The organism is Pseudomonas sp. Van50 (assembly GCF_055390755.1).
Genome location: NZ_AP024343.1, coordinates 74996 through 100384, shown reverse-complemented (window position 1 = coordinate 100384; position 25389 = coordinate 74996). Strand labels below are relative to the sequence as shown.

Genomic DNA, 25389 nt, shown 5'->3' with positions numbered 1-25389 from the left:
GCTCGCGATGGCAGCGACTCGGTGTGTCAGACACACCGCTATCGCGAGCAAGCTCGCTCCCACAGGGTTCTTGGTAGGGACTGGAAATCATGGCTGATTCGATTTCGATGAAGAAACTGGTCACCCGCCTGCTGCTGGTGGTGGTGGCCATGTTCATCTTCGGGTTTGCCCTGGTGCCGATCTACGACGTGATGTGCAAGGCGTTCGGCATCAACGGCAAGACCGCCGGGCAGTACGAAGGCGAGCAGACCGTCGATGAGTCGCGCCAGGTTCGCGTGCAGTTCCTGTCGACCAATTCGGTGGACATGCCCTGGGACTTCTACCCCAAGGGCGATCAGTTGGTGGTCCAGCCGGGGGCGGTGAACGAAATGGTGTTTGTCGCCCACAACCCCACCGACCGGCCGATGAGTGCCCAGGCGGTGCCGAGCATCGCACCGAGCACCGCGGCGGCGTATTTCCACAAGACCGAATGTTTTTGTTTTACCCAGCAAGTGCTGCAACCCGGCGAACGCATCGAAATGCCCATGCGCTTCATCGTCGACCGGGACATGCCCAAGGAAGTGAAGCACCTGACGCTGTCCTACACGCTGTTCGACATCACCGCTCGTCATCCACCGGTGGCTTTAAACACTGACCGATAGCGTGCCCGATAAGGAGAACAATAAATGGCAACTCACGAACACTATTACGTTCCGGCCCAGAGCAAATGGCCGATCATCGCCACGGTCGGGATGTTCGTCACGGTGTACGGCCTGGCGACCTGGTTCAACGACCTGAAAGCCGCCCGGCCCGAATCCCACGGCCCGCTGATCTTTTTCGTCGGCGGCCTGCTGGTGGCCTACATGCTGTTCGGCTGGTTCGGCGCGGTGATCAAGGAAAGCCGCGCCGGGCTGTACAGCGCCCAGCTCGACCGCTCGTTCCGCTGGGGCATGAGCTGGTTCATCTTTTCCGAAGTGATGTTCTTCATCGCGTTCTTCGGCGCGCTGTTTTACGTGCGCACGATCTCCGCGCCAGGTTTGGCCGGTGAAGGCGCCAAGGGCATTTCCCATATGCTCTGGCCGACCTTCGAGTTCGCCTGGCCGTTGCTGAACAACCCCGACCCGAAACTCTTCCCGGCGCCCAAGGAGGTCATCAGCCCCTGGGGCTTGCCGCTGCTCAACACCATTCTGCTGGTCAGCTCCAGCGTCACCGTCACCATCGCCCACCATGCCTTGAAAAAAGGCCATCGCGGCGCGCTGAAAATCTGGTTGGCGATCACCGTACTGCTGGGTTGCGCCTTCCTGGGTTTCCAGGCCGAGGAATACATCCACGCCTATAAAGAGCTGGGCCTGACCCTGGGCTCCGGCGTCTACGGCGCGACCTTTTTCATGCTCACGGGCTTTCACGGCGCCCACGTCACCATCGGCACGATCATTTTGTTCGTGATGCTGATGCGGATCCTGCGCGGGCACTTCGACAACGAGCACCAGTTCGGCTTCGAGGCGGCGAGCTGGTACTGGCACTTCGTCGATGTGGTGTGGATCGGCTTGTTCATCTTCGTCTACGTGCTCTGAGGCAGACGTTACCAAGGCGGCTCTTTACCAGGGAGCGTGGGACACCAACTGGCCGCTGAAGAAACCCCAGGCGATCAAGCCGACGGTGACAGCGGCCAGGCTGACCCGCACCGCCAGGGCGATGACCAGGCGATTGGAATCGCTGTCGTCCTTGACCAGAAAAAACAGGCCGCTGAACAGGCTGGCAATCGTGGCAATCAGCATCAGGACGATGGCTGCTTTTAGCATCAGGAACACTCCGGGGGGACGCGATGCACGTGAGTATAGCTATCCCGTTCGACGGCTTTCGGACGGCGCCATGAAAGGTTTCCGGCCAGGCATCGTGCCGTCTCTGGTGGTGGCCGTGCTGGTGCCGGTGATGGTGTGCCTGGGGTTCTGGCAATTGAGCCGTGGCGAACAAAAACGCGTGCTCATGGACACTTACGCCGAGCGCCGCGTGGCGCCGCCGTTGGACAGCACCGAGCTGGCGCACACCACCGACCCAGCCTTTCGAGCGGTCACGCTGCAGGGCCAGTTCGACGCCGAGCACAGCATCCTGCTGGATAACCGCCAACACGACGGCAAGGTCGGCGTCGAATTGCTGCAGCCGTTCCTCGACCACCGCACCGGGCTGTGGCTGCTGGTCAATCGCGGCTGGCTGCCCTGGCCGGACCGGCGTACCCCGCCGGTCTTCGACACGCCGGAACAATCCATCAGCCTCCAGGCCTGGGTCTATGTCGCACCGGGCGCGACGTTCCAGCTCCACGCCGACCCGGCGGGCGCCCCCTGGCCGCGACTGGTCACTGCCATCGAGCCGGACAAGCTCTGGGCCGACCTGGGCCGCAGCGGCTTCGCCTATGAAATGCGCCAACAAAGCGGCCCCGGCGCCTACCGGACCGATTGGCCGGTGGTGGCCATGGGTCCGGAAAAACACCTCGGTTATGCCGTGCAGTGGTTCGCCATGGCGGCGGCCCTGTTCGGCCTTTTTCTTTATCTCGGATGGCACAACGCAGGGAGACACCATGGGAAGCACCATGAATCCAACCAACACGTCTGAGGCGCCCGCGGCACACAACCGTCGCAAGGGCCGCGTGCAATTGCTGCTGATCGTGCTGGGGGTGATCGGCCCGATGATCCTGGCCACCGGCATGTACAAGTTCCAGTTCTGGGTGCCCGACAGCCGCAGCTACCACGGCGAACTGATCGGCACCGGCCAGACCCGCGCCGAGATTGGCGTGCAGGCCGATGAACAGCGCTGGCAGATCCTGGTCACGGCGCCACAGGAATGCTCAGTGGATTGCCGGCAACTGGTGTACCTGGCCCGGCAGGTGCAGATCGGCCTCGGCCGCGACGCCTCCCGCGCCAGCCACGCCTTGGCTATCGCACAACCGCTGGACGCTGAATATGACGGGCAATTGCAGCGCGAATACCCGCAATTGCAACGTTATCCACTGGACCTGCCGGCCTATCAGAAAGGCGCCCAGGGCTCCGGCGGCGCCCAACTGTGGATCATCGACCCCCACAGCAACCTGGTGCTGCGCTACGACGCCCGGGTCAAGGGCAAGGACCTGCTCAACGACCTGCGCCATTTGCTGAAACTGTCGAACATCGGATGAGGGCATCGACATGGCCAAACCTGGATTTCGCCTCGCGCTGTTTGCCACGCTGCTGGCATTGATCGTCGTCCTGCTGGGCGCCTACACCCGGCTGACCCACGCCGGTCTCGGCTGCCCCGACTGGCCCGGTTGCTACGGGTTCATCAGCGTGCCCAAGAGCGAAGCCCAACTGGCCCATGCCGAGTTGCACTTTCCCGACACCCCGGTGGAAGCCCACAAGGGCTGGAACGAGATGGTCCATCGCTACTTCGCCGGGGCCTTGGGCTTGATGATCGTAGCGTTGGCGGCACGGTCCTGGATGAACCGCCACCGCCCGGGCCAACCATTGAAGTTGCCGCTATTTCTGCTGGCGGTGGTCTTCGCGCAAGCGGCATTCGGCATGTGGACCGTGACCCTGAAGCTCTGGCCGCAGGTGGTCACCGGGCATTTGCTGGGCGGCTTCGCGACGTTGAGCCTGTTGTTCCTGCTGACCTTGCGATTATCCGGCGTGCTGCCGGCGCTGACCGTGCCCAAGCGCCTGCAACATTGGGCCACCGCCGGGCTGCTGCTGGTGATCGGCCAGATCGCCCTCGGCGGCTGGGTCAGCTCCAATTACGCCGCCGTGGCCTGCATCGATTTCCCCACCTGCCACGGCCAATGGCTGCCACCGGCCGACTTTGCCAACGGCTTCCACCTGACCCAGCACATCGGCCCCAACTACTTGGGCGGGCAACTGGACAGCGACGCCCGCACCGCCATCCACTTGACCCACCGCATCGGCGCCTTGCTGGTGACCGTGGTGCTGCTGGGGCTGGCCTGGCAACTGAAAACCGTCGGCATGACTCGCCTGGCCGGGCTGGTGCTGACGGCACTGGCGGCGCAGATCACCCTGGGCATCAGCAACGTGCTGTTCCATCTGCCGCTGCCGGTGGCCGTCGCCCACAACGCCGGAGGCGCCGCGTTGCTGCTGACCCTGGTATTGGTCAACTATCACGCCCGTACCAGCCTGGTCCGGGTCAAGCATCAAGTCCCGCTGCGCTGGCGGTTCAACCCGCATAAACACGGCGCCAGCCCCCTAACAATAAAAGGAGAGATGCCATGGCAACCTTGACCGGTGAACGCCACAGCCAAGCGATCTGGCGCGATTACCTGGAGCTGACCAAGCCGAAAGTGGTGGTGCTGATGCTGATCACCTCGCTGGTGGGCATGTTCCTCGCCACCCGTGCTGGCGTGCCGTGGACGGTGCTGGTGTTCGGCAACCTGGGCATCGCCCTGTGTGCCGGCGGCGCGGCGGCGGTCAACCATGTGGTGGACCGGCGCATCGACGCAGTCATGGCCCGCACCCACAAACGGCCACTGGCCGAAGGGCGCATCTCCCCCGCCGCCGCGCTGACCTTCGCCCTGGCCCTGGCCGTGATCGGCCAAGCCTTGCTGCTGGCCTTCACCAACCCACTGACGGCCTGGCTGACCCTCGCCTCATTGCTGGGTTACGCGGTGGTCTACACCGGCTTCCTCAAACGCGCAACGCCGCAGAACATCGTCATCGGCGGCCTCGCCGGCGCAGCGCCACCGCTGCTGGGCTGGGTCGCGGCCACCGGGCATGTCAGCGCCGAACCACTGTTGTTGGTGCTGATCATCTTCGCCTGGACCCCACCGCATTTCTGGGCCCTGGCGATCCACCGCAAAGAGGAATACGCCAAGGCCGACATCCCGATGCTGCCGGTCACCCACGGCGAGCACTACACCAAGATCCATATCCTGCTCTACACCCTGGTGCTGCTGGCGGTGAGCCTGATGCCGTTCGTGATCCATATGAGCGGGATGCTCTATCTTGTCTGCGCGCTCGTACTGGGCGCCAGGTTCCTGCAATGGGCCGTGGTGTTGTACCGTGGCAGTCGGCCGCACGCGGCGATCAATACGTTCAAGTACTCTATCTACTACTTGTTCCTGCTGTTCATCGCCCTGCTTGTAGATCATTACTTACTGTTGAGCCTATGACTCGAACCCAGAAAACCGTCTTCATCCTCGTGGCCGTGATCGCACTGATCCTCGGCCTGACCATCAACAAGGTGCTGTCGGGCAAAGGCCAGGGCGACCCGACCGCGCTGATCGACGCCGGCATCATCCTGCTGCCCCAGAGCCGCAACCTGCCGGACGTGAAAATGACCGACCAGGACGGCCAGCCCGTGGCAATCGATGGCTTGAAGGATAAGTGGAGCCTGTTGTTCTTCGGCTACACCTTCTGCCCGGACATCTGCCCCACCACCCTCGCCCAACTGCGCCAGATCAAAAGCGAGTTGCCGAAAGAGGCTGTGGATAAGTTGCAGATCGTACTGGTCAGCGTCGACCCGAACCGCGACACGCCCAAGCAACTGAAGCAGTACCTGGGGTACTTCGATCCGCAGTTCGTAGGCCTGACGGCTTCATCGGTTGAAGACCTGCAGAAACTGGCGAATGCGGTGAGCATTCCGTTCATTCCGGCGGATACCAGTAAGCCTAACTACACGGTTGATCACAGCGGCAACCTCGCCGTCATCGGGCCGGACGGTACTCAGCGTGGGTTTATTCGTGCACCGTTGAATAACCAGAAACTGGTGGCGCAGTTGCCGGAGATGCTGAAGCGTAAATAGCGCCTCCAGAGGCACACCGCTCAGCTAGGCCATGCCGATTCCTTGTGGCGAGGAAGTCCCTTGTGGCAATGAAATCCATTGTGGCGAGGGAGCTTGCTCCCGCTGGGCTGCGCAGCAGCCCCCCAAAAGGCTGAACACGATCAACATGGCACAACGCGGTGGCTGGGTTCAGGGCGAGAGGCGAGAGGCCTCCTGCCCCAATCTCTCTGTGGGAGCGGGCTTGCTCGCGAAAGCGGCAGGTCAGCTTGCATCAATATTGAATGTGCCGCCCTCTTCGCGAGCAAGCCCGCTCCCACACCGGGTGTTGGTGAACACAGCATCTGCAACAGCCCCCAATCCCTGTGGGAGCGAGCTTGCTCGCGATGAAATCGACACGGTTCCAGACCAAAACAAGTCACCCGCATCGCCGACAAACCCTGCTCCTACAGCCCCCACCTACACCCCACCACCAACCCACGCATCCTTGCGCCTTTGCCTACAACTACGCCAGAATCCGCCCGCTTGTGCGCCTTGTCCCGGGGTTCTATCGTTTCCTTGCCACTGCCCATCAGTGGTCGGGTTTAGTAGCCCGGTTCACACCTCGGTTGTACAAGTCTCATCAGTCAGGCATTTGCCTGTTCTTGATGGTGGCTGTGCGCATGGCGCCTTCGGGCGCGCCGGTTTTGGTGTGATTCGCCGGTCTACTAACTTGCGCACAGCCGCCACCCTTCCGTTTAGTAGCGAGATGGAGCGGCTCCTTACGAGGATCACACCAATGTTCAAAGCTACTCCGAATCCCCCAGAAGTAGACTCCACCGCACAATCCGCAAAATCCAAAGCCAAGCAGCAAGACGAAACCACCAAACGCGTGCTCGATCACTACCTGCTACCGAAATCGGAAAAATCTCAAGACGACCCCAAACCGGGCCAGCTATTCACCGTCGTGAAAGGCCTCGATAACGAATGCCTGCTCGCTAATCTCAGTGAGACGCTGGCTTCGGCTGATGCCATGGTGAGTGACCTGGCGTTTGATCTGGATGGATCAAGGCGTCATGTGGCGCAGGGTATCCAGCAGTTGATTGAGCTGAGTTCGTTGTTGGCGAATCGGGTGTTGGATAATGTGGAGCCGCGGCAGTAGTATCTTTTCCCCAATGAAAAAGCCCGATGTTTTGCGTCGGGTTTTAATTCCTCTATCTGCAGAAGCGGACGAATAAGCTGTAAAGATTCTCAAATTCTTTCTCCTATATACCGCCATTGTCCTCCCTAGCGATAGGCTGCAATCGGCCAATAGCAGACGTTCAGATACAACCGCTTCCGGCCAATAGCTGCCTTAAGTGACCTGGCAGTTATTGGCAAAAAGCACGTAATGAGATCGACAACAAAACTAAATGGTTTCGCGAACTAATTGCTCCACAATATTCAATGTATCCAAGGATTTATAATCGATTAACTCGATAGGGCGCTTAATTCTCATGAGCGCGGCTGGCCTCCCGTGCATCGGCTTGCCCTTCTTAATTTCCATTCGTCCATGAGCAAGTAAAACACTTTTAACTTGAGGCCAATGCTCATCGCGGAGCATGAACGACCCCTCGTCATCGTCTCCATCGCGGAGATAGCAATATCTGACTGATCTACGAGCAACTTTTTCCAACAGGCTCACTGCCGGGTGCTCTCTGAACTTTCCTATATCCGCACCAGCAAAGTGATTGCGAATGAACATGTCAATTTCGGCTGGGTCTCTTTCAGTTCGAGGGGTCTCACCCCGGATTTCTAGGGCGCCGATGCTCGGTATGCTGTTGCCGAACAGCGTAAACTCATTCACTACGAGAGTTCCGACTTTAACTTCGTCAAAAGTAACATTTGAAACATCGCTCCCGCAAATATCCAATCGGCTTATTGTGACATCCTGAAGTATCCCGACTGGCGATCCGCCGGCAAAAGTTGCATCATTTACTATAAGGTAATCTATTCGGTCAGCGAGCCCCATGGCAAAGCCTAAAAGCACCATTGCCCCGCCATTAGACGCTAGGCCATCGTTAGATGAGTCTCCGTTGATTGTCGCGTGCAGGTAGTCCATTGCTTTTTTTGCAGTTTGTTCTGCTTGTGTGAAAACCTCGGCAAATACTTCAAGATGCTCAGCACTTAAGATTGTTCTGCGCAGCACGCTAGGTATGGTTTTTTTAGCAAGCTGTCCTATTAAGGCATTTCCTAGAAAGTAATATTGCACCTCAGTGTGAGGGAATTTCCTTTTATCCTTAATGTCAGAGGTTTCAAGGAGGGAAATACTACCAGCTTTATGCGTAAGCTTTCGACGAGAATTGTCATCCAGCAAATCGCCGAAACAATAGTCTGTTAGGAACGCCAAGTGATCTATTTCAATTAGATTGTTTTCTCTAGAGGCCATCTCTAAGGATACTTCTTCAAAAAGAGCGTTCAAGCTTGGCGCAATCTCCTCACTATTTAAGTTGCCAAGGGTCCTTGAAAGTATTTTGGATTCGCGATCAATTAAATTGTTTACCAGGAATGAACGAAAGCCTTCAGAGTTCACGTTTGACCATCCGCCGGCATCTCTCAGAACACTAAGAAAAAATGGGCGCAAGGCATAGCTGTTATTGGAAAATATATCTGCTGTAATTTCTTGGCCTAGGTCAGTAGGCTTCCACTTGGAATTAGATAGGTATTGTATTGCAGTTTCAGTTGTTGCAAGTTTTATATGTGCAAGTTTTAAGTCTATCGCTTCTTTATTTTCAGTGCTAATTCGAGAAATTAATTCTTGTTCGTCGAGAAACGTGTCTCGCGCAGCCAGTATCACCTTGCCGGAGTTACCGATTTCCTCAATAAACTCCTTGAGGGCTCGCCACGAGTCCTCATAGCCATCAGCATCAACAAGCTCGTCGAAACCATCAATAGCCGCAATCAATAAGCCGTGCCTAACAAGCATGGGAACATGCGCACCTGTGAAAGATGCCCCCATCTCTTGAGTGGTGGCCGCGAGAACGTCCTTAAAGTTAGATAGACGACGCCCACTACTCGAAATGATAAGTACAGGCGGACTGATATTGTCTGAGAGGAATTTTTTATATTGGGCTTTAGCTAACTCAGTAATTTGGAATGTTTTGCCTACTCCGGCTGGGCCGTCTAGCAGAACCAAAGTTACCTTGCCCTCTGTTTTTTCTATGCTATCGTCAAGGTCTCTCGCCAGTATGTCATTTCCGCTATAGCTTATCTCCGACTCGATTAGAGGCTTTTCCTTTGTTTGAGAAAAAAATCTTTTTTGAGTTTCTGCAAACCTCTTAATATCGGAAAACTCACTTGAGGCAATAAGTGCTTTAATGTCTTTGTATTCGGCTTTTTTATGCCGGGCCGAGATCCTACCCGTTTCCACATCGATATCGAAAGTTAGCTCTCTTCCGTTACGGATCAATATTATTCGCTTTTTCCCTGATACAGGCTTTTGAGCGATCTCAGTAAACGGGTCGCAGAATAATTTAATATCTTCGATTGCTTGTGCTGTGCTCATTTCAAATCCTATGAATTATTCCATGCGTGCTTAAATGCCTATTGTCGTGATCGCGCGTAACTCGAAACACGTAAGTCGGCAACCCCCAAGCTTCGGAAACAAATACACCTGGTAAAAGATCATCATCATCACCGACTACTATGGCCATAGTAGTCGGTTTTTCATTTCTCCTGAAACTGCTGCTTTCAGAGCGACAAAAACTTAGAAGGTCGGAAACAAGAGCGGTGTCTACCATTTTTTGGTTGGAGGCGCCGGGATTACTCCGATCCGCTCGTAAAGTATCGTAAATAGGACTTCGAGCACCCCTGCATATAAGTTCATTTCCAAACTCTATATCAGGCAAATAGGAAATTCCATTTCTAGAAACGGCTTTTAATTGAGGTTTAACTTTATCCCATGCAACTTTATCAGGGGAAGGAGTCCTGCCACTATGCCAGCCATGATAAATTCTAGTATTCATTATTTTTATTGGTGACTTAGGTTCGATCTCTGACAGCTTGCTTATTATTCTCTCCTGCAACTGGGTATACGCTTGCATAGTGCAAGAAATTCTTAAAGCAAGCGGCATGTTTTTTTGGGGTTTTATTGTAGATACCCGAGAAGCCGAATCCCAATCAATGAATAAATTTGCTGTTATCACTCGTCTAGTCCTTGAGGTCGTGAAGATTCTTGAGTGAAGACAGATCGCAGCTTTTGCATTTCTGCATTCAAAAATGTATGGCCAAACGCTATCAAATTCGCGAGTAACAGTCTATGGGAACTCGTCTATCAAGCCAGGAGAAAGCCAGACCGACTTAATCGGCCTCCTATAGCCGTTCTCTGCCGGTCGCTTCTTCGGCGGGTATTGGCCAATGCCTGATTGGCTGGTCGAATGGGAACGAATACGGATGGTCACGCGGGGTGCAACTTCGCAAACAGGATTTTGGGTGGGTCACATTCGCTGGAATACACCCCAGCTGTCAGGCACGGGTTAGCGGGTAGCCAGGCAGGATGCACCGACCGCTGTCGCCCGGCGTAACTGAGGGCAAATAAGGGGACAGAATTATTTCAGATCCACCCCTTCAAAAGCATTCGCATGAATGCTTGCTCCTGCTTCCCCACCATCTGTGGGCCAAGCCAGGACCTAAGCACTGCACCTCCAAGCCACCTATCCCCGCGTCTTTGCCTGCAACTGCACCAGAATCCGCCGACTTTGCAGCCTTGCCCTCGGGCCCTATCGTTTCCTTACCACTGGCCGAGCCGGTATCGATGACACTCAGGTACGCTAGGAGCCCTCGGGAAAGTCATTGGCCCAGGGAGCTAGAGGAGGGCCCACCCTCATCCGTGAAGGAAGCTAATGCGGCCTAGCCTGGGCAAAAAAGCGCTGCTATCCACTCTCGTACACTGCCCATCTGCGGCCTTAATGCCTGTAGTAAAAAGGAGGTTTACATCGCCATGGAAATCCAGGAAATCAAGCAACGCCTGGCCCGCCCCGCCGTGAAGCTCATTGCCGGCGGCTTTCGTCCTGCCGGCACCGATGAAGAAAGCTGGCTGGGCAACGTCTTCCTGTTCCGGCCTGATGAAAGTGTACCCACCAATCAGGCGGGGCAACCGTTGCTCCCCTATGCGCAGTTTTACCTGCCTGCCCTGCCCATCCACAGCCCGCTGCTGGCGGGAGTTCGTATATTGACGGTGTTCATTTCAAACCCGTTCCCCGAGCACTTTGAGCCCATGGGGAATAATTGGGTCATCCGCGAATATGGGCCGGATGATGTGTTGGTGCGCAAGTCTTTGCCGGTGGCAGGTGCGTTTCTCAAACCCTTCCCGCTGAAAGCGCAAGCGGTGCCGGAGGACTTTCCACTGTGGGATGGCGGTGGTGTCCCGGAGGACCTTGAGCAAGCAATCCTCACGCTGGAACGCGCGGGCGAGATACAGAGCTATTACGACTTGGTCACCCACACCTATGAACACAAGTTCGGCGGTTACCCTTCGTTTTGCCAGTCGGGTGTTGATCCGGGTGAAGGCTTCGAGTTTGTGTTCCAGATCTCATCGGACGCGAAGATCAATCTGAATGTGGTCGACAGTGGGAGCCTGATGTTCTGGAAGCACAACGAAACTGGGGAGTGGGCGCTTTATTACGATTTTTACTAAAAAATAGGGGGACGGATTTACTTCTGATACACGTGGGATGCAATTTCGCAAACAGGATTTTGGGTGGGTCACCTTCACTGGAACTGGATGCCAGCATCACTGAAATACACACCCACCGTCAGGCACGGGTTAGCGGGTAGCCAGGCAGGATGCACCGACCACTGTCGCCCGACGCAACTGCGACATAACGTTCCCCGCCGTAATCACCGCTGTAGGCGACATTGGGCAACTGCTCGCGGCCAGCGCCTCTGCGACCCAGGTATTGCAGGTATAAAACAGCGAATAGCGACCCTCGGCCTGGTAGAACCGGCTCTCTCCATACAGCCCAGGCCCGAGCACCACCAAGGTGCCCGTCGCTGAGTGGGTGAAGGTCCTGGCCACGAACGCGAGCAGTCGTTGGTAGCCGTCCTCCGTCACCCGCACTTCGATGACCTCGCTTGCGGCGAAACGCTGCCTGGGGTCCCCGTCAATCTTGACCGCATGCAGCACGGTTGCCGTCGACCCGAACAAGGCTCGCAGGGCGAGGCTCAAGGTGGCCTGTGGGGCTCGGTAAAAGTCCTCGTCACCCCAGCCGAACTCAACGAAGTCGCCGTCGCTGAACGCTTCGGCCAGTGCGGGAAGCACCTGAAGTAGATCGGGGCGCGCAATGACCAACCCGGTATGCAGGCCATGATTCACCACGTAGAAGGACCGCCAATCGCCACCCTCGCCCGTCGGCGGGTCCGACGCGGTAGCGCAGCCGAACAGCGTGAGGACCAGGGCCAGCACTACAATGCGCATACACAAGGGCTTGGAGGCTCGCTAATGAAACGTGGAAAAACCCCAGCGGGGTTGGCGCTATCTCTGCCAGAAGCAACTATGGCGCTTAGACACTCAAAGCAGTAGAAAAAAAGGAGAGGGTAACCACTTTATCCCTGAAAGCCACCAACATACCCTGGCTCGGGCAGCAAAGCGCCGTTCCCACTCCTACACACTGCAAGGCTGCTGCCCTTTCATCTAGCAAAAGGAAGATCTAACTCGTCTGCCGATGCTGCGAGCGAGTGAGATTACGGAGTTACTGCCGCATCAGTGGTCGCACGTTTAGAAGTGCAAAGTGTATGCGGCGGACGCTTACCGGCGGGCGGCTCACATTATCGAGGCGGCGGGTTCGGCAAAGCTGTTCATGTGCCAGTGCTGGGGGAGCTTCGTGCAGAGTGCACGGCACGCAGCTTGGAGTGTCCACTACAAGCCACGCCCGCGCTTCAGGTTACTTGGTGGCCATCGGCAGCTGGGTTACCCAGGCTTTGCTCACCGAATCGTAAATTTGATCCGCCATGACTGCATGCGCGCGATAGTCGGGATGAAACGCTCCGTTCATCACAGACTCCGACTCGTCGTTCTGGAAAAGCACCGAGTCATTAGTGTTGCGGAACCAACGAGTGCGGTTTGGATCATAGGCCCATTCTTCCCATGGCCCAGCAGGATACCAAGCACCCTTCCGGATATGCGGATACAACGGGATCGCATGCCGTTTTCCATGCTTATCAGTGTAATATTCCTTCCTTACATAATCGGCACAGATTCCATGTGATTTAATTCTTTCAAGATGGCCCTCAATGAAGTTCCAATTGTGATTCTGAGCGGCTGATTTCATTTCTTGATAAAGTGGATCAATGAGACCTTTTTTGATGTCACCTATTTCACCTTGGGTAATCTGCATCTCCCAAACTGCAGGCCTCATGAATAAGGGAATTCTGCTCCTAGCTTGCTCAACAAGATCGGCGCTTCGTTCTTTTCCACATAATGTCTGTCCATCTTCAATGTAGATTGGGTTTGGATACGCGGTGAGATATATGTTGTTCTGGTTTTTTGATAGTCCTACGCTGGAAAGCTGCTGCGAGAGGTACTCGTAATATTTTGGAAGCCAGTATTTTATTCTGTCGATTCCCACTGGCTTATTTTTCTTGCAGATTTTTTGTCCGGTTTCTTTCGGGCAGACAGGATCGATTACCTTGTTGGTTATGTTTACTGCGCGAGTGCCAAAGAAGTGTCGCCCATCACTAGGAATTGTTGCCCATGCGATCGACGGGGCGAAACCTACATCATTTCCACCAATACTGAGTAATATCGCATCTGGGACACGTAATTCGCCTTGGCATTTATAGATCTTACCTTGAACTTTCTTCATGACTCCTGAACCGGTGTAGCCTCGATAAAATGTTTGAGTATCGATTGTTAGTTCTCCGGTGCGGCAGAGGCTTTTTACTGCAAGGTTTATCTGCGAGTCGTTTACATAAGCGCCTCCTCCAGGAGGGTTCTTCTGTGGCAATAAAATACCATCAAGAACTTCGGCTCCAGAGCATGCCAAAGGCAATAAGGTGACGCTCTCCTTGTCATTAAAATTGGCCAAGCGCAAACCAGCAAGCACATGCTGACTGAGCATGGAACGATGGCATTGCCTATCAAACCACTGCGCTTTTTTTTGTACCCATAGATCAGTGAATTTCATCCATCTACCGGTGCTATATATTTCCCTATTGTTTTCCGCCATAAAAATCAGCCCGCTTTGGCTGGCCTTGGTGGGAATGTCTGGATTTCCCTCGCCCGACGCAAAGGAGTCGCCCAGGCCGAGAATCAACCTATCTCTCACCACAACGAAGGTCTCGTCAGAATAGTTGCTTGACAGGGCTTTAACTCTGAGTGTGGCATTGCCTTCTCCAAATTGCGTCAAAGCCTCAAAGGTTAGAGTTTCGGTGCACTTAATAGTCGTGACAAGTGTTTGATATTGCCAGACGCAATCGCCCGCAGGCGGCGTAACCAATTTGGCGGAGACGGTTTGGTGGGTAGGGAAGAAGTAGTCTTTCTTGGGATTATTTAGACGAGATCTGTTTATGGGGGTAAGTTTTCGCTATCTCGATTTGAAAGTCTGGATGTGACGAAGTCATAGGCTGTTTCTTTATTGGATATCTCGAATCTCGAGTTTGCTCCGCTATAGTCTATCAATCTAAATGAGTCGACGACTTTCCATTCAATACCTGCGTATGCTGAAGTGCTGATCAAATAGAGTGCGCATGCCGAGAGACTGATTCTATTCATCATCTAGCTCCATCCAAAGGATGTTAAGGAATGGGCCAAATGCTTACTTGACATCCATGCCTTGCCGCTGTGTGCCTCCTACGCTGCAATGAGTTTCAGCGTATGGATACACAGGTACTTATGATGATAGCTATTCAATGGCTCTCGTCCAGTTACGTAGAGATCAGTGCGGATCCCATGGCCATCCGGCCGCTGATTTCACTGAGTGTTCGAATGTAGTCTCCGAAACCTACCGTCGCTTGCTCGTGAAATTCTTCCTCACGGGCATCGCCTTTCCCGCGGCCTCCATGAGCAGTTTGAAGGTGGGGCATTCCATATGCGAAGGCGCGGGCACTCGGCGACATGCCGGAGCGTGTCACGGAGCGCCATCAATTCGCGGATTTGCTTGTCGATTTCGTCCGCCTTCTGATGAAGAACGGCGCGCGGCAGATCAGGCATACCGTTGCTGTCAAGGGTAACCCGCGAGACGTTGAAGAAGATCCCGTGATTGCCCCTGTATTGGAAAGTCCCTTCGAACTTCATAACCCGCATCCTTTTGGGGCTAAGGTGGCGATTCTCTACAACGGGCGGATTGGATTCAAATCATTCAGCTTGGTGGATTGGGGAGCGGGGGAATACCAGTCAGTTAAGCCACAAACCTGTGGGAGCAAAACTTGCTGGCGTTTGGGGTAGGTCAGTCGACAACCGGTTTGGCTGATCTACCGCTATCGCGAGCAAGCTTTGCTCCCACAGATTTTGCGCCGTCTGAGCTTTCAGCGGATCGGCAGTGGATTGGGAGGTGGGCTTTTTTGTGAGTGCTTCGCACTCAAGCGGGAGCAAGCTCCCTCGCCACAAAAAGCGGTTTTGTGCAAAGTCAGTGGTGGCGATCCAGCTTTTTGAGGAACACGGTCATTTCTTTTTCCGCCTGCTTGTCGCCGTGGGCGCGGGCAGCTTCGAGGCCTTGTTCCCAGGCTTGGCGGGCGGCTGGTAGGTCGCCTTGGCCTTGGTGGGCCTTGCCCAGTAGTTTCCAGGCGGCTGAATACTTGGGGTCGAGTTCGACGCAGCGTTGGAAGTGTTCGGCGGCGCGGGGGAATTCGCCGAGGTCCAGGTAGCCTTTGCCCAGGCCGAAGCGCAGCAGGGCGTTATCCATGCCTTTGGCGAGCATTTTTTCCAGGGAGTCGAGCATGACGGCGTCCTTATCTGTTGTGTCAGGGGTTGATCGGTTGGCTGCTAGATAGCTATCGCGAGCAAGCTCGCTCCCACAGGGGGTTGGGGTTGCTCACTGCATTTGTGAGCAATGGCGATCCTCTGTGGGAGCGAGCTTGCTCGCGATGAGGCCCTTTCTGTCACTGCACATCCCAGATCAGAAGAAACTCAACCCCACATGGAACAGCTTCTCGACATCGCGAATGTGCTTCTTGTCCACCAGGAACAGGATGACATGGTCGCCGGTCTTGATCGTGGTGTCGTCGTGGGCGATCAGGACTTCTTCGTCGCGGATGATTGCGCCGATGGTGGTGCCGGGTGGCAGGCCGATGTCGCGGATGGCTTTGCCGATCACTTTGCTGGACTTGGCATCGCCGTGGGCAATGGCTTCGATGGCTTCGGCCGCGCCGCGGCGCAGGGAGTGGACGCTGACGATGTCGCCGCGGCGCACGTGGGCGAGCAAGGTGCCGATGGTCGCCAGTTGCGGGCTGATGGCGATGTCGATGTCGCCGCCCTGGATCAGGTCGACGTAGGCCGGGTTGTTGATGATGGTCATCACTTTCCTCGCCCCAAGGCGCTTGGCCAGCAGCGACGACATGATGTTGGCTTCGTCGTCGTTGGTCAGGGCCAGGAAGATGTCGGCGTCGGCGATGTTTTCTTCCAGCAGCAGGTCGCGGTCGGAGGCGCTGCCTTGCAGCACCACGGTGCTGTCGAGGGTGTCCGAGAGGTAGCGGCAGCGGGCCGGGTTCATCTCGATGATCTTGACCTGGTAGCGGCTTTCGATGGCTTCGGCCAGGCGCTCGCCGATCTGCCCGCCACCGGCGATGACGATGCGCTTGTAGTTCTCGTCGAGGCGGCGCATTTCGCTCATCACCGCGCGAATATTCGCCTTGGCGGCGATGAAAAACACTTCGTCATCGGCTTCGATCACCGTATCGCCCTGGGGCAGGATCGGCCGGTCCCGGCGGAAAATCGCCGCGACCCGGGTCTCCACGTTCGGCATGTGTTCGCGCAATTGGCGCAGTTGCTGGCCCACCAGCGGCCCACCGTAGTAGGCCTTGACCGCCACCAGTTGGGCCTTGCCTTCGGCGAAGTCGATCACCTGCAGGGCGCCGGGGTGCTCGATCAGGCGCTTGATGTAGTTGGTCACCACCTGCTCGGGGCTGATCAGCACGTCCACCGGGATCGCTTCGTTGTCGAACAGGTCGGCACGGGTCAGGTAGGCGGCCTCGCGCACCCGGGCGATTTTGGTCGGGGTGTGGAACAGGGTGTGGGCGACCTGGCAGGCGACCATGTTGGTTTCGTCGCTGTTGGTTACGGCCACCAGCATGTCGGCATCGTCGGCACCGGCCTGGCGCAGCACCGTGGGCAACGAGCCCCGGCCTTGTACCGTGCGGATGTCGAGGCGATCGCCAAGGTCGCGCAGGCGTTCGCCGTCGGTGTCGACCACGGTGATGTCGTTGGCCTCGCTGGCCAGATGTTCCGCCAGCGAACCGCCGACCTGCCCTGCGCCGAGGATGATGATTTTCATCCAGTCACTCCTATCGAATCGGTCTTAACCGCGTGCGGCGGCGATCTTGATCAGCTTGGCGTAGTAGAAGCCGTCGTGCCCGCCTTCCTGGGCCAGCAACTGGCGGCCATGGGGCTGCTTCAGGCCGGCCTGGCTGGCGATGTCCAGTTCCCGGGCGCCCGGGGTGCGGGCGAGGAAGGCCTCGATCACTTCGGTGTTCTCGGTGGGCAAGGTCGAACAGGTGGCGTAGAGCAACATGCCGCCCACTTCGAGGGTTTGCCACAGAGCATCGAGCAGTTCGCCTTGCAACGTGGCCAGCGCGACGATGTCGTCCGGCTGGCGGGTGAGCTTGATGTCCGGGTGGCGACGGATCACCCCGGTGGCCGAGCACGGCGCGTCCAGCAGGATGCGCTGGAACGGTTTGCCGTCCCACCAAGTTGCGGTGTCGCGGCCGTCGGCGGCGATCAGTTGGGCGTCGAGGCCCAGCCGTTCGAGGTTTTCCTTGACCCGCACCAGGCGCTTGGCCTCCAGGTCCACCGCCACCACGCCGGCCAGCTTCGGCTCGACCTCGAGGATGTGACAGGTTTTGCCACCGGGCGCGCAGCAGGCGTCCAGTACCCGTTGCCCGGGCGCCAGCTCCAGCAGGTCGGCGGCCAGTTGCGCGGCTTCGTCCTGGACGCTGATCCAGCCTTCGGCGAAGCCCGGCAACGCACGTACGTCACCCGGGGTTTCCAACACAATACCGTCGCGACTGTACTGGCACGGGATGGCCGGGATACCCGCCTCACCCAGCAACGCCAAGTAGGCGTCGCGGGTATGGTGGCGACGATTGACCCGCAGGATCATCGGCGGATGGGCGTTGTTGGCCGCACAGATGGCTTCCCATTGTTCGGGCCAGAAGGCCTTCAGGGATTTCTGCAACCATCGCGGGTGGGCGGTGCGCACCACCGGGTCGTGTTCCAGCTCGGCCAGCAGGGTTTCGCTTTCCCGTTGGGCACGGCGCAACACGGCATTGAGCAGGGCCTTGGCCCAGGGCTTTTTCAGCTTGTCGGCGCAGCCCACGGTTTCGCCGATGGCAGCGTGGGCCGGGACACGGGTGTAGAGCAGTTGATAGAGCCCCACCAGCAGCAGCGCTTCGACGTCGGCATCGGCGGCCTTGAACGGCTTCTGCAACAGCTTGGCCGCCAGGGCCGACAGCCGCGGCTGCCAGCGGGCGGTGCCGAATGCCAGGTCCTGGGTGAAACCGCGATCACGGTCTTCCACCTTGTCCAGTTGGGTCGGCAGGGAACTGTTCAGCGAGGCTTTCCCGCTGAGTACCGCGGCAAGGGCCTTGGCGGCGGCCAGACGCGGGTTCATGAGGCGTCCGTCGCTTGGCCGAGGACGGTGCCGACGGCAAATTTCTCACGGCGGCTGTTGAACAGGTCGCTGAAGTTCAGCGCCTTGCCACCGGGCAGTTGCAGGCGCGTCAGGCACAGCGCCTGCTCACCGCAGGCAACGACGAGACCGTCCTTGCTGGCGCTGAGGATTTCACCCGGTGCGCCCTTCCCTTCGGCGTAATTGGCCGCCAGCACTTTCAGGGCTTCGCCGTTCAAGGTGCTGTGGCAGATCGGCCACGGGTTGAAGGCCCGCACCAGGCGCTCCAGCTCGATGGCTGGGCGGCTCCAGTCGATACGGGCTTCGTCCTTGTTCAATTTGTGCGCGTAGGTGGCGAGGCTGTCATCCTGCACTTCACCTTCCAGCGTGCCGGCAGCCAGGCCGGCAATGGCCTCGACCACGGCGGGCGGGCCGATGAGCGCGAGGCGGTCGTGCAGGCTGCCACCGGTGTCGTCGGCGCTGATGGGGGTGCTGACCTTGAGCAGCATCGGCCCGGTGTCCAGGCCGGCTTCCATGCGCATCACCGTCACGCCGCTCTCGGCATCGCCGGCTTCCACCGCACGCTGGATCGGCGCGGCGCCGCGCCAGCGCGGCAGCAGCGAGGCGTGACTGTTGATGCAGCCCAGGCGCGGGATATCCAGCACCACTTGGGGCAGGATCAGGCCGTAGGCGACCACCACCATCAAGTCCGGCTGCAGCGCCGCCAGTTCGGCCTGGGCCTGCGCGTCCCGCAGGGTCGGTGGCTGCAACACCTGGATGCCGTGTTCCAGGGCAAGCTGCTTGACCGGGCTGGGCATCAGTTTTTGCCCGCGACCGGCCGGCCGGTCCGGCTGGGTGTAGACCGCGACGATGTCGTGGGGGCTGGCCAGCAGGGCCTTGAGGTGTTCGGCGGCAAATTCGGGAGTGCCGGCAAAGACGATGCGCAGGGGCTCAGTCATGGGAAGCTCTCAATTACAAAGCGGTCGCAAAAAGAAAAAGGCTTGCCGTGGCAAGCCTTTGAAAGGAGGCATCAAGCATTCTGGCGATGAAGTTTTTCCAGTTTTTTCTTGATCCGGTCACGCTTGAGGGTAGACAGGTAATCCACGAACAGCTTGCCGTTGAGGTGGTCGCACTCGTGCTGGATGCACACCGCCAGCAAGCCTTCGGCGATCAGTTCATACGGCTGGCCGTCACGGTCCAGGGCCTTGATCTTGACCTTCTGCGGACGGTCGACGTTTTCATAGAAGCCTGGCACCGAAAGGCAGCCTTCCTGGTACTGGTCCATCTCGTCGGTCAGGGTTTCGAACTCGGGGTTGATGAACACCCGCGGCTCGCTGCGGTCTTCGGAAAGGTCCATCACGACGATACGCTTGTGCACGTTGACCTGGGTCGCGGCGAGGCCGATGCCTGGCGCCTCATACATTGTTTCAAACATGTCATCGACCAACTGACGCACTTCGTCGTCCACTACGGCCACCGGTTTGGCGATCGTGCGCAGGCGCGGGTCCGGAAATTCGAGAATGTTCAAAATGGCCATAAGCTTGATAAATGCACGTGTGAGGTAAAGTCGGGTGGCTGGCCTGGCGTGTCTTGGGATGCAGGCTACCGTTGTAAAACGTTGCCCTTGGGGAAAACAGCTCCGCAGGGCAGCGAGCCACGGGGGCTCTGGCGTTTTACGCGAACGCACATAATAAAGGGATTCACCGCATGAGGAAATCACTACTCGCCCTGCTGCTCCTGGCTTCGGCCGGTATCGCGCATGGGCAAGTGCAACTTCGGGAAGGTTTTCCCCAGCAATACACGGTGGTGACGGGGGACACATTGTGGGACATTTCCGGCAAATACCTGCGCGAGCCGTGGAAATGGCCCGAACTCTGGCAGGCCAACCCGCAGATCGAAAACCCCAACCTGATCTATCCGGGCGATACCCTGTCCCTGGTCTACGTCAACGGCCAGCCGCGCCTGACCCTCAATCGCGGCGCCTCCCGCGGCACCATCAAGCTGTCGCCACGCATTCGCAGTTCGCCGGTGGCCGACGCCATCCCGAGCATTCCGCTGCAAGCCATCAACAGCTTCCTGCTGAGCAACCGCATCGTCGACACGCCTGAGGATTTCGACAAGGCGCCCTACGTCGTCGCCGGCAATGCCGAGCGGGTGCTCAGCGGCATGGGGGATCGGGTCTTCGCCCGTGGCACATTCGACTCGAACCAGTCGGCCTACGGCATCTTCCGCCAGGGCAAGGTCTACACCGACCCCGAGACCAAGGAATTTCTGGGTATCAACGCCGACGACATCGGCGGCGGCGAAGTGGTCGCCACCGAGGGCGATGTCACCACCCTGGCCCTGCAACGCACCACCCAGGAAGTGCGCCTGGGTGATCGCCTGTTCAGCGGCGAAGAGCGCTCGATCAATTCGACCTTCATGCCCAGCGCGCCAAAATCGGACATCAACGGGTTGATCCTGGACGTGCCCCGGGGCGTGACCCAGATCGGCGCGCTGGACGTGGTCACCCTGAACAAGGGCCGCCGCGATGGGCTGATCGAAGGCAACGTACTGGCGGTGATGAAGACCGGTGAAACCGTGCGCGACCGCATCACTGGCGAGCCGGTGAAAATCCCCGATGAGCGGGCCGGCCTGCTGATGGTGTTCCGCACTTACGACAAGCTCAGCTACGGCTTGGTGCTGTACGCCTCGCGCTCGCTGTCGGTGCTGGACAAGGTCCGTAATCCATAACGGGTCTCACAAGTTACCAACAGAGTTATCCACAGCTTGTTCCCGTTTGTACGGGGCTCATAACGGTCAAGGATGATCGCATGTCATTACCTGAATCTGCTCCGGTTTCCCCTGCGGAACTGGAGGCCCGGCTACGTCTTCACCGCTTGCCGGAACTCGGTCCCAAGCGTTTCATGACCCTGATGGAGGCCTTCGGCTCGGCCTCCAAAGCCATCAGTGCACCGGCGAGTGCCTGGCGAGCACTGGGCTTGCCCATCGCCTGCGCCGAGGCGCGACGCAACCCGGATGTGCGTGACGGCGCCGCCCATGCATTGGCCTGGCTAGAGCGTGCGGGCCAGCATTTACTGATGTGGGACCAACCCGACTACCCGGCGCTGCTGGCACAGATCAGCGACGCGCCACCGCTGCTGTTCGTCGCGGGCGATGCCACTATTCTGGAAAAACCGCAGCTGGCGATGGTCGGCAGTCGCCGGGCCTCGCGGCCGGGCATGGACACTGCGGCGGCGTTTTCCCGCAGCCTGGCCGGGGCCGGTTTTGTCATCACCAGCGGCCTGGCCTTGGGCATCGATGCGGCGGCCCATCAGGCGGCGCTGGACGTTGGCGGGCGCACCGTCGGCGTGTTGGGCACCGGCCTGGAAAATTTTTATCCACAGCGCAATCGTCGGCTGGCGGACGCGATGATTGCCCAAGGCAGCGCGGTGCTGTCGGAGTTTCCGTTGGACGCGGCGCCCCACGCCAGCAACTTTCCGCGCCGCAACCGAATCATCAGCGGCTTGTCCCTGGGGGTGCTGGTGGTGGAAGCCAGTGTCGCCAGCGGCTCGCTGATCACCGCCCGACTGGCGGCGGAACAGGGCCGCGAGGTGTATGCCATTCCTGGATCGATCCATCACCCTGGCGCCCGGGGCTGCCATCAGCTGATCCGCGACGGTGCGGCGCTGGTGGAAACCGTCGAGCACATCCTCGAAGCGTTGCGCGGTTGGCAGCAGTTGCCGCTGGCCGCGACGCCTGAGCCGGTGACCCATCCGCTGCTGCGCCTGCTGCACGCTGCGCCGTTGAGCAGCGAGGCATTGGCCGACGCCAGCGGCTGGGGCTTGCCCAAAGTGTTGGCGGCGTTGACCGAGCTGGAAATGGAAGGACGCGCCACCTGTGACAACGGGCGCTGGTTTGCACGCTAGGTTTTATGGGGAAGATCGGTAAACTGCCCACAGCCTTATTTGCGTTGCGGGAGAAACTTTCATGGTCAACAGTTGGCGTGTGCAACAAGCCGCGCGAGAAATTCGCGCCGGGGCGGTGATTGCCTATCCAACCGAAGCGGTCTGGGGCCTGGGTTGTGACCCGTGGAACGAGGAGGCGGTGGAGCGCCTGCTGGCGATCAAGTCGCGGCTGCCCGACAAAGGCCTGATCCTGGTGGCTGACAACATCCACCAGTTCGACTTCCTGTTCGAAGACTTCCCCGAAACCTGGATGGACCGCATGGCCAGCACCTGGCCGGGCCCCAACACCTGGCTGGTGCCGCACCAGAACCTGCTGCCGGAATGGATCACCGGCGTGCACGACACCGTCGCGCTGCGGGTCAGCGATCATCCCACCGTGCGCGACTTGTGCTCGTTGGTCGGGCCGCTGGTGTCCACCTCGGCCAACCCCCAAGGACGCCCGGCGGCGCGCACGCGGATTCGCGTCGAGCAATATTTCCGTGGGCAGATCGATCTGGTGCTCGGCGGCAACCTGGGCGGGCGCAAGAACCCCAGCGTGATTCGTGACCTGGCTACTGGCAAGGTCGTGCGCCCGGACTGAGCCCGGATACAAACTCTGCATCTTGCACAAAACCACTGTGGGAGCGGGCTTGCTCGCGATGGCGTCAGGTCAGCCAGTATTGATATCGACTGACACACCGCTATCGCGAGCAAGCTCGCTCCCACAGGAATTTGTGGCGAATGCCGGATCTGTGGACACTGCAAAACCCTTGTGGGAGCGAGCTTGCTCGCGATGGCATCAGATCAGCCAGCATTGATGTTGACTGACGCACCGCTATCGCGAGCAAGCTCGCTCCCACAGGTTTTCAAACAATCTGAACCACCAAATCTCAGGGCAGGAGAATGGTCGACCCCGTCGTGCGCCGCGCCGACAGCTCGGTCTGGGCCTTGGCCGCTTCCGCCAATGGATAACGCTGGTTGATGTCCACCGTGAGCTTGCCGCTACTGATCATCCCGAACAGTTCATCGGCCATGCGCTGCAGGTTTTCGGCATTGTTGGCGTACGTCGCCAGGGTCGGGCGGGTGACGTACAGCGAGCCCTTGGCCGAAAGAATCCCCAGGTTCACACCCTCCACCGCCCCCGAGGCATTGCCGAAGCTCACCACCAGGCCACGGGGGGCGACGCTGTCCAGGGAGGTCAACCAGGTGTCCTTGCCAACGCCGTCGTACACCACGGGCACCTTCTTGCCGTCAGTCAATTCCAGCACGCGCTGTGCGACGTTTTCCTTGCTGTAGTCGATGGTTTCCCAGGCGCCGTGGGATTTGGCGATGGCGGCTTTTTCCGGCGAGCTGACGGTACCGATCAGCTTCACGCCCAAGGCCTTGGCCCACTGGCAGGCCAAGGAGCCCACGCCACCGGCGGCGGCATGGAACAGGATGGTTTCGCCACCCTTGAGTTCGTAGGTCTGGCGCAACAGGTATTGCACGGTCAGGCCCTTGAGCATCACGCCGGCGGCCTGTTCGAAACTGATGGATTCGGGCAGATGCACCAGGTTGGCTTCGGGCAACACATGCACATCGCTGTAGGCCCCCAGCGGTCCGCTGCCATACGCCACCCGGTCGCCGACCTTGAACCGCGTGACACCGGGACCGATGGCCTCGACCACGCCCGCACCCTCGGCGCCCAGGCTCGAAGGCAGCGCCGGTGGCGGATAAAGACCGCTGCGGTAGTAGGTGTCGATGAAATTCAGGCCGATTGCCTTGTTGCTGACGCGTACCTGCTGCGGGCCCGGCTCGGCCGGCTGATAGTCGACATACTCGAGTACTTCGGGACCGCCGTGGGAACTGAACTGGATACGTTTGGCCATCTTCACTTTCTCCTTGTCGCAGACTTTTTACCAAGCCTGCTATCGGACTCCTAAGCTTGACCGTCGTCAACTGTGGCGTGGGCAAGTGCGGTGGTATCCTGTGCGCCCATTTGCCACCGGCCCGCTATACGCCGCGTAGCGTAGCCCTGATCAAGGTGACGTCATGTCCACTCGTACCGAGGCCGTGAAAGCCTATCTGCTCGACCTGCAAGACCGCATCTGCGCCACCCTGGAAGCCGAGGACGGCGGCACGCGCTTCGTCGAAGATGCCTGGACCCGGCCGGCCGGGGGTGGCGGTCGCACGCGGGTGATCGAAAACGGCACGGTGATCGAAAAGGGCGGCGTCAACTTTTCCCACGTCTTTGGCAGCGGCCTCCCACCCTCGGCCAGCGCCCATCGGCCGGAACTGGCCGGGCGCGGCTTCGAAGCCTTGGGCGTGTCGCTGGTGATCCACCCGCACAACCCACACGTGCCGACCTCCCACGCCAACGTGCGTTTCTTCATCGCCGAAAAGGAAGGCGAAGAGCCGGTCTGGTGGTTTGGCGGTGGCTTCGACCTGACCCCTTACTACGGCGTAGAAGAGGATTGCGTGCATTGGCACCGCGTCGCCGAGCAAGCCTGCGCGCCGTTCGGCCCCGAGGTGTACCCGCGCTACAAGGCCTGGTGCGACAGCTACTTCCACCTCAAGCATCGCAACGAGCCCCGGGGCATCGGCGGCCTGTTTTTCGACGACCTGAACGAGTGGGGTTTCGACACCTGCTTCGCCTTCATTCGCGCCATCGGCGACGCCTATATCGACGCCTACCTGCCCATCGTGCGTCGCCGCAAGCATGACGCGTTCACCGCCAAGCAACGGGAATTCCAGGAATTTCGCCGTGGGCGCTACGTGGAATTCAACCTGGTCTACGACCGCGGCACCCTGTTCGGGCTGCAATCGGGCGGACGTACCGAGTCGATCCTGATGTCCCTGCCGCCGCAAGTACGCTGGGGCTATGACTGGAAAGCCGAGCCGGGAAGCGAAGAGGCACGGCTGACCGAGTACTTCCTGCAGGATCGCGATTGGCTGGCGAAGGCCTGAACGGGGAT

25 protein-coding genes are annotated in these 25389 nt (G+C 58.6%); 14 read left to right on the top strand and 11 right to left on the bottom strand.

Annotated elements, in window-relative coordinates:
• The first annotated feature begins 89 nt into the window (after positions 1-89).
• A complete protein-coding gene (locus ACZ5M5_RS00455; RefSeq protein WP_092167719.1) occupies positions 90-641 on the top strand; it encodes a cytochrome c oxidase assembly protein in 552 nt (183 codons plus the stop codon).
• Between the two features lie 24 nt (positions 642-665).
• Complete coding sequence (locus tag ACZ5M5_RS00450) at positions 666-1553, top strand: cytochrome c oxidase subunit 3 (RefSeq protein ID WP_207283833.1); 888 nt, start codon at positions 666-668, stop codon at positions 1551-1553.
• Between the two features lie 24 nt (positions 1554-1577).
• Here ACZ5M5_RS00450 and ACZ5M5_RS00445 read toward each other — a convergent pair whose 3' ends face one another.
• Positions 1578-1781: a twin transmembrane helix small protein gene (locus ACZ5M5_RS00445; RefSeq protein WP_109752909.1), complete on the bottom strand. Its 204-nt coding sequence runs from the start codon at positions 1779-1781 to the stop codon at positions 1578-1580.
• Positions 1782-1851: 70 nt separating this feature from the next.
• Between ACZ5M5_RS00445 and ACZ5M5_RS00440 the strand changes: the two genes are divergently transcribed.
• The 6 genes from ACZ5M5_RS00440 to ACZ5M5_RS00415 all read left to right on the top strand — a co-directional run bounded on the left by ACZ5M5_RS00440 (position 1852) and on the right by ACZ5M5_RS00415 (position 6874).
• The gene (locus ACZ5M5_RS00440; RefSeq protein ID WP_207283834.1) at positions 1852-2589 is read left to right on the top strand and encodes an SURF1 family protein; all 738 of its coding nucleotides are present in this window, start codon (positions 1852-1854) and stop codon (positions 2587-2589) included.
• On the top strand, positions 2555-3148 hold the full coding sequence (locus tag ACZ5M5_RS00435) for a hypothetical protein (protein WP_060743101.1): 594 nt from the start codon (positions 2555-2557) through the stop codon (positions 3146-3148). The genes ACZ5M5_RS00440 and ACZ5M5_RS00435 overlap by 35 nt, the downstream gene beginning before the upstream one ends.
• Positions 3149-3158: 10 nt before the next feature.
• Positions 3159-4238 (top strand): COX15/CtaA family protein, encoded by a 1080-nt coding sequence (locus ACZ5M5_RS00430; protein ID WP_192261852.1) that lies wholly within the window; start codon positions 3159-3161, stop codon positions 4236-4238.
• Positions 4226-5125 carry a heme o synthase gene (gene cyoE, locus ACZ5M5_RS00425; RefSeq protein WP_060739833.1) on the top strand — a complete coding sequence of 300 codons (900 nt, stop codon included), beginning with the start codon at positions 4226-4228 and terminating at the stop codon, positions 5123-5125. Before ACZ5M5_RS00430 ends, cyoE begins: the two co-directional genes overlap by 13 nt.
• On the top strand, positions 5122-5757 hold the full coding sequence (locus ACZ5M5_RS00420) for an SCO family protein (protein WP_092167730.1): 636 nt from the start codon (positions 5122-5124) through the stop codon (positions 5755-5757). The genes cyoE and ACZ5M5_RS00420 overlap by 4 nt, the downstream gene beginning before the upstream one ends.
• Before the next feature lie 754 nt (positions 5758-6511).
• Positions 6512-6874, top strand: coding sequence for a DUF6124 family protein (locus tag ACZ5M5_RS00415; RefSeq protein WP_464738430.1), 363 nt, complete (start codon positions 6512-6514; stop codon positions 6872-6874).
• Between the two features lie 246 nt (positions 6875-7120).
• On the opposite strand, the gene ACZ5M5_RS00410 is transcribed toward ACZ5M5_RS00415, so the two are convergent.
• Positions 7121-9256: an NACHT domain-containing protein gene (locus ACZ5M5_RS00410; RefSeq protein WP_464738429.1), complete on the bottom strand. Its 2136-nt coding sequence runs from the start codon at positions 9254-9256 to the stop codon at positions 7121-7123.
• Position 9257: 1 nt separating this feature from the next.
• Positions 9258-9896 carry a hypothetical protein gene (locus tag ACZ5M5_RS00405; RefSeq protein WP_464738428.1) on the bottom strand — a complete coding sequence of 213 codons (639 nt, stop codon included), beginning with the start codon at positions 9894-9896 and terminating at the stop codon, positions 9258-9260.
• A 794-nt stretch (positions 9897-10690) separates the two neighbouring features.
• Here ACZ5M5_RS00405 and ACZ5M5_RS00400 point away from each other — a divergent pair.
• Positions 10691-11386, top strand: a complete 696-nt coding sequence (locus ACZ5M5_RS00400; protein ID WP_464738427.1) for a DUF1963 domain-containing protein — start codon at positions 10691-10693, stop codon at positions 11384-11386.
• 129 nt (positions 11387-11515) lie between these two features.
• Here the strand turns inward: ACZ5M5_RS00400 and ACZ5M5_RS00395 are convergent, their stop codons facing one another.
• The gene (locus ACZ5M5_RS00395; protein ID WP_464738426.1) at positions 11516-12166 is read right to left on the bottom strand and encodes a DUF2459 domain-containing protein; all 651 of its coding nucleotides are present in this window, start codon (positions 12164-12166) and stop codon (positions 11516-11518) included.
• Positions 12167-12632: 466 nt separating this feature from the next.
• Entirely contained in the window at positions 12633-14186 is a 1554-nt protein-coding gene (locus ACZ5M5_RS00390) for a hypothetical protein (protein ID WP_464738425.1), read from the bottom strand.
• Positions 14187-14803: 617 nt separating this feature from the next.
• Here ACZ5M5_RS00390 and ACZ5M5_RS00385 point away from each other — a divergent pair.
• The gene (locus tag ACZ5M5_RS00385) at positions 14804-15133 is read left to right on the top strand and encodes a hypothetical protein (protein WP_464738424.1); all 330 of its coding nucleotides are present in this window, start codon (positions 14804-14806) and stop codon (positions 15131-15133) included.
• Between the two features lie 181 nt (positions 15134-15314).
• Here the strand turns inward: ACZ5M5_RS00385 and ACZ5M5_RS00380 are convergent, their stop codons facing one another.
• The 5 genes from ACZ5M5_RS00380 to def form a co-directional block, all read right to left on the bottom strand.
• The gene (locus ACZ5M5_RS00380; protein WP_060739846.1) at positions 15315-15626 is read right to left on the bottom strand and encodes a tetratricopeptide repeat protein; all 312 of its coding nucleotides are present in this window, start codon (positions 15624-15626) and stop codon (positions 15315-15317) included.
• A 177-nt stretch (positions 15627-15803) separates the two neighbouring features.
• The gene (gene trkA, locus ACZ5M5_RS00375; protein ID WP_060739847.1) at positions 15804-17177 is read right to left on the bottom strand and encodes a Trk system potassium transporter TrkA; all 1374 of its coding nucleotides are present in this window, start codon (positions 17175-17177) and stop codon (positions 15804-15806) included.
• Between the two features lie 24 nt (positions 17178-17201).
• Positions 17202-18512 (bottom strand): 16S rRNA (cytosine(967)-C(5))-methyltransferase RsmB, encoded by a 1311-nt coding sequence (rsmB, locus tag ACZ5M5_RS00370; protein WP_464738423.1) that lies wholly within the window; start codon positions 18510-18512, stop codon positions 17202-17204.
• Positions 18509-19468, bottom strand: coding sequence for a methionyl-tRNA formyltransferase (fmt, locus tag ACZ5M5_RS00365; protein ID WP_464738422.1), 960 nt, complete (start codon positions 19466-19468; stop codon positions 18509-18511). Before fmt ends, rsmB begins: the two co-directional genes overlap by 4 nt.
• A 71-nt stretch (positions 19469-19539) precedes the next feature.
• A complete protein-coding gene (gene def, locus ACZ5M5_RS00360) occupies positions 19540-20046 on the bottom strand; it encodes a peptide deformylase (RefSeq protein ID WP_003196300.1) in 507 nt (168 codons plus the stop codon).
• 170 nt (positions 20047-20216) lie between these two features.
• On the opposite strand from def, the gene ACZ5M5_RS00355 reads away from it, so the two are divergent.
• From ACZ5M5_RS00355 to tsaC, 3 genes are all read left to right on the top strand, one after another.
• The gene (locus tag ACZ5M5_RS00355) at positions 20217-21242 is read left to right on the top strand and encodes a LysM peptidoglycan-binding domain-containing protein (RefSeq protein WP_060739850.1); all 1026 of its coding nucleotides are present in this window, start codon (positions 20217-20219) and stop codon (positions 21240-21242) included.
• Positions 21243-21322: 80 nt separating this feature from the next.
• Positions 21323-22417, top strand: coding sequence for a DNA-processing protein DprA (gene dprA, locus ACZ5M5_RS00350; RefSeq protein WP_192261839.1), 1095 nt, complete (start codon positions 21323-21325; stop codon positions 22415-22417).
• 61 nt (positions 22418-22478) lie between these two features.
• Positions 22479-23036, top strand: a complete 558-nt coding sequence (tsaC, locus tag ACZ5M5_RS00345; protein WP_014335849.1) for an L-threonylcarbamoyladenylate synthase type 1 TsaC — start codon at positions 22479-22481, stop codon at positions 23034-23036.
• A 289-nt stretch (positions 23037-23325) separates the two neighbouring features.
• Here the strand turns inward: tsaC and ACZ5M5_RS00340 are convergent, their stop codons facing one another.
• Complete coding sequence (locus ACZ5M5_RS00340; protein WP_464738421.1) at positions 23326-24303, bottom strand: quinone oxidoreductase family protein; 978 nt, start codon at positions 24301-24303, stop codon at positions 23326-23328.
• Positions 24304-24466: 163 nt separating this feature from the next.
• Here ACZ5M5_RS00340 and hemF point away from each other — a divergent pair, with 163 nt between their 5' ends.
• Positions 24467-25381: an oxygen-dependent coproporphyrinogen oxidase gene (gene hemF, locus ACZ5M5_RS00335; protein WP_464738420.1), complete on the top strand. Its 915-nt coding sequence runs from the start codon at positions 24467-24469 to the stop codon at positions 25379-25381.
• Positions 25382-25389 lie beyond the last annotated feature (8 nt).

Excerpts from the sequence above, each read along its gene's own strand:
- ACZ5M5_RS00385 (WP_464738424.1), top strand. The coding sequence starts at position 14,804 with ATGCCGGAGCGTGTCACGGAGCGCCATCAATTCGCGGATTTGCTTGTC.
- trkA (WP_060739847.1), bottom strand. The coding sequence starts at position 17,177 with ATGAAAATCATCATCCTCGGCGCAGGGCAGGTCGGCGGTTCGCTGGCG.
- cyoE (WP_060739833.1), top strand. The coding sequence starts at position 4,226 with ATGGCAACCTTGACCGGTGAACGCCACAGCCAAGCGATCTGGCGCGAT.
- ACZ5M5_RS00355 (WP_060739850.1), top strand. The coding sequence starts at position 20,217 with ATGAGGAAATCACTACTCGCCCTGCTGCTCCTGGCTTCGGCCGGTATC.
- rsmB (WP_464738423.1), bottom strand. The coding sequence starts at position 18,512 with ATGAACCCGCGTCTGGCCGCCGCCAAGGCCCTTGCCGCGGTACTCAGC.
- ACZ5M5_RS00435 (WP_060743101.1), top strand. The coding sequence starts at position 2,555 with ATGGGAAGCACCATGAATCCAACCAACACGTCTGAGGCGCCCGCGGCA.
- hemF (WP_464738420.1), top strand. The coding sequence starts at position 24,467 with ATGTCCACTCGTACCGAGGCCGTGAAAGCCTATCTGCTCGACCTGCAA.
- ACZ5M5_RS00430 (WP_192261852.1), top strand. The coding sequence starts at position 3,159 with ATGGCCAAACCTGGATTTCGCCTCGCGCTGTTTGCCACGCTGCTGGCA.
- dprA (WP_192261839.1), top strand. The coding sequence starts at position 21,323 with ATGTCATTACCTGAATCTGCTCCGGTTTCCCCTGCGGAACTGGAGGCC.
- ACZ5M5_RS00340 (WP_464738421.1), bottom strand. The coding sequence starts at position 24,303 with ATGGCCAAACGTATCCAGTTCAGTTCCCACGGCGGTCCCGAAGTACTC.
- ACZ5M5_RS00440 (WP_207283834.1), top strand. The coding sequence starts at position 1,852 with ATGAAAGGTTTCCGGCCAGGCATCGTGCCGTCTCTGGTGGTGGCCGTG.
- ACZ5M5_RS00410 (WP_464738429.1), bottom strand. The coding sequence starts at position 9,256 with ATGAGCACAGCACAAGCAATCGAAGATATTAAATTATTCTGCGACCCG.
- ACZ5M5_RS00380 (WP_060739846.1), bottom strand. The coding sequence starts at position 15,626 with ATGCTCGACTCCCTGGAAAAAATGCTCGCCAAAGGCATGGATAACGCC.
- ACZ5M5_RS00420 (WP_092167730.1), top strand. The coding sequence starts at position 5,122 with ATGACTCGAACCCAGAAAACCGTCTTCATCCTCGTGGCCGTGATCGCA.
- ACZ5M5_RS00450 (WP_207283833.1), top strand. The coding sequence starts at position 666 with ATGGCAACTCACGAACACTATTACGTTCCGGCCCAGAGCAAATGGCCG.
- ACZ5M5_RS00395 (WP_464738426.1), bottom strand. The coding sequence starts at position 12,166 with ATGCGCATTGTAGTGCTGGCCCTGGTCCTCACGCTGTTCGGCTGCGCT.
- ACZ5M5_RS00455 (WP_092167719.1), top strand. The coding sequence starts at position 90 with ATGGCTGATTCGATTTCGATGAAGAAACTGGTCACCCGCCTGCTGCTG.
- fmt (WP_464738422.1), bottom strand. The coding sequence starts at position 19,468 with ATGACTGAGCCCCTGCGCATCGTCTTTGCCGGCACTCCCGAATTTGCC.
- ACZ5M5_RS00445 (WP_109752909.1), bottom strand. The coding sequence starts at position 1,781 with ATGCTAAAAGCAGCCATCGTCCTGATGCTGATTGCCACGATTGCCAGC.
- tsaC (WP_014335849.1), top strand. The coding sequence starts at position 22,479 with ATGGTCAACAGTTGGCGTGTGCAACAAGCCGCGCGAGAAATTCGCGCC.
- ACZ5M5_RS00415 (WP_464738430.1), top strand. The coding sequence starts at position 6,512 with ATGTTCAAAGCTACTCCGAATCCCCCAGAAGTAGACTCCACCGCACAA.
- def (WP_003196300.1), bottom strand. The coding sequence starts at position 20,046 with ATGGCCATTTTGAACATTCTCGAATTTCCGGACCCGCGCCTGCGCACG.
- ACZ5M5_RS00400 (WP_464738427.1), top strand. The coding sequence starts at position 10,691 with ATGGAAATCCAGGAAATCAAGCAACGCCTGGCCCGCCCCGCCGTGAAG.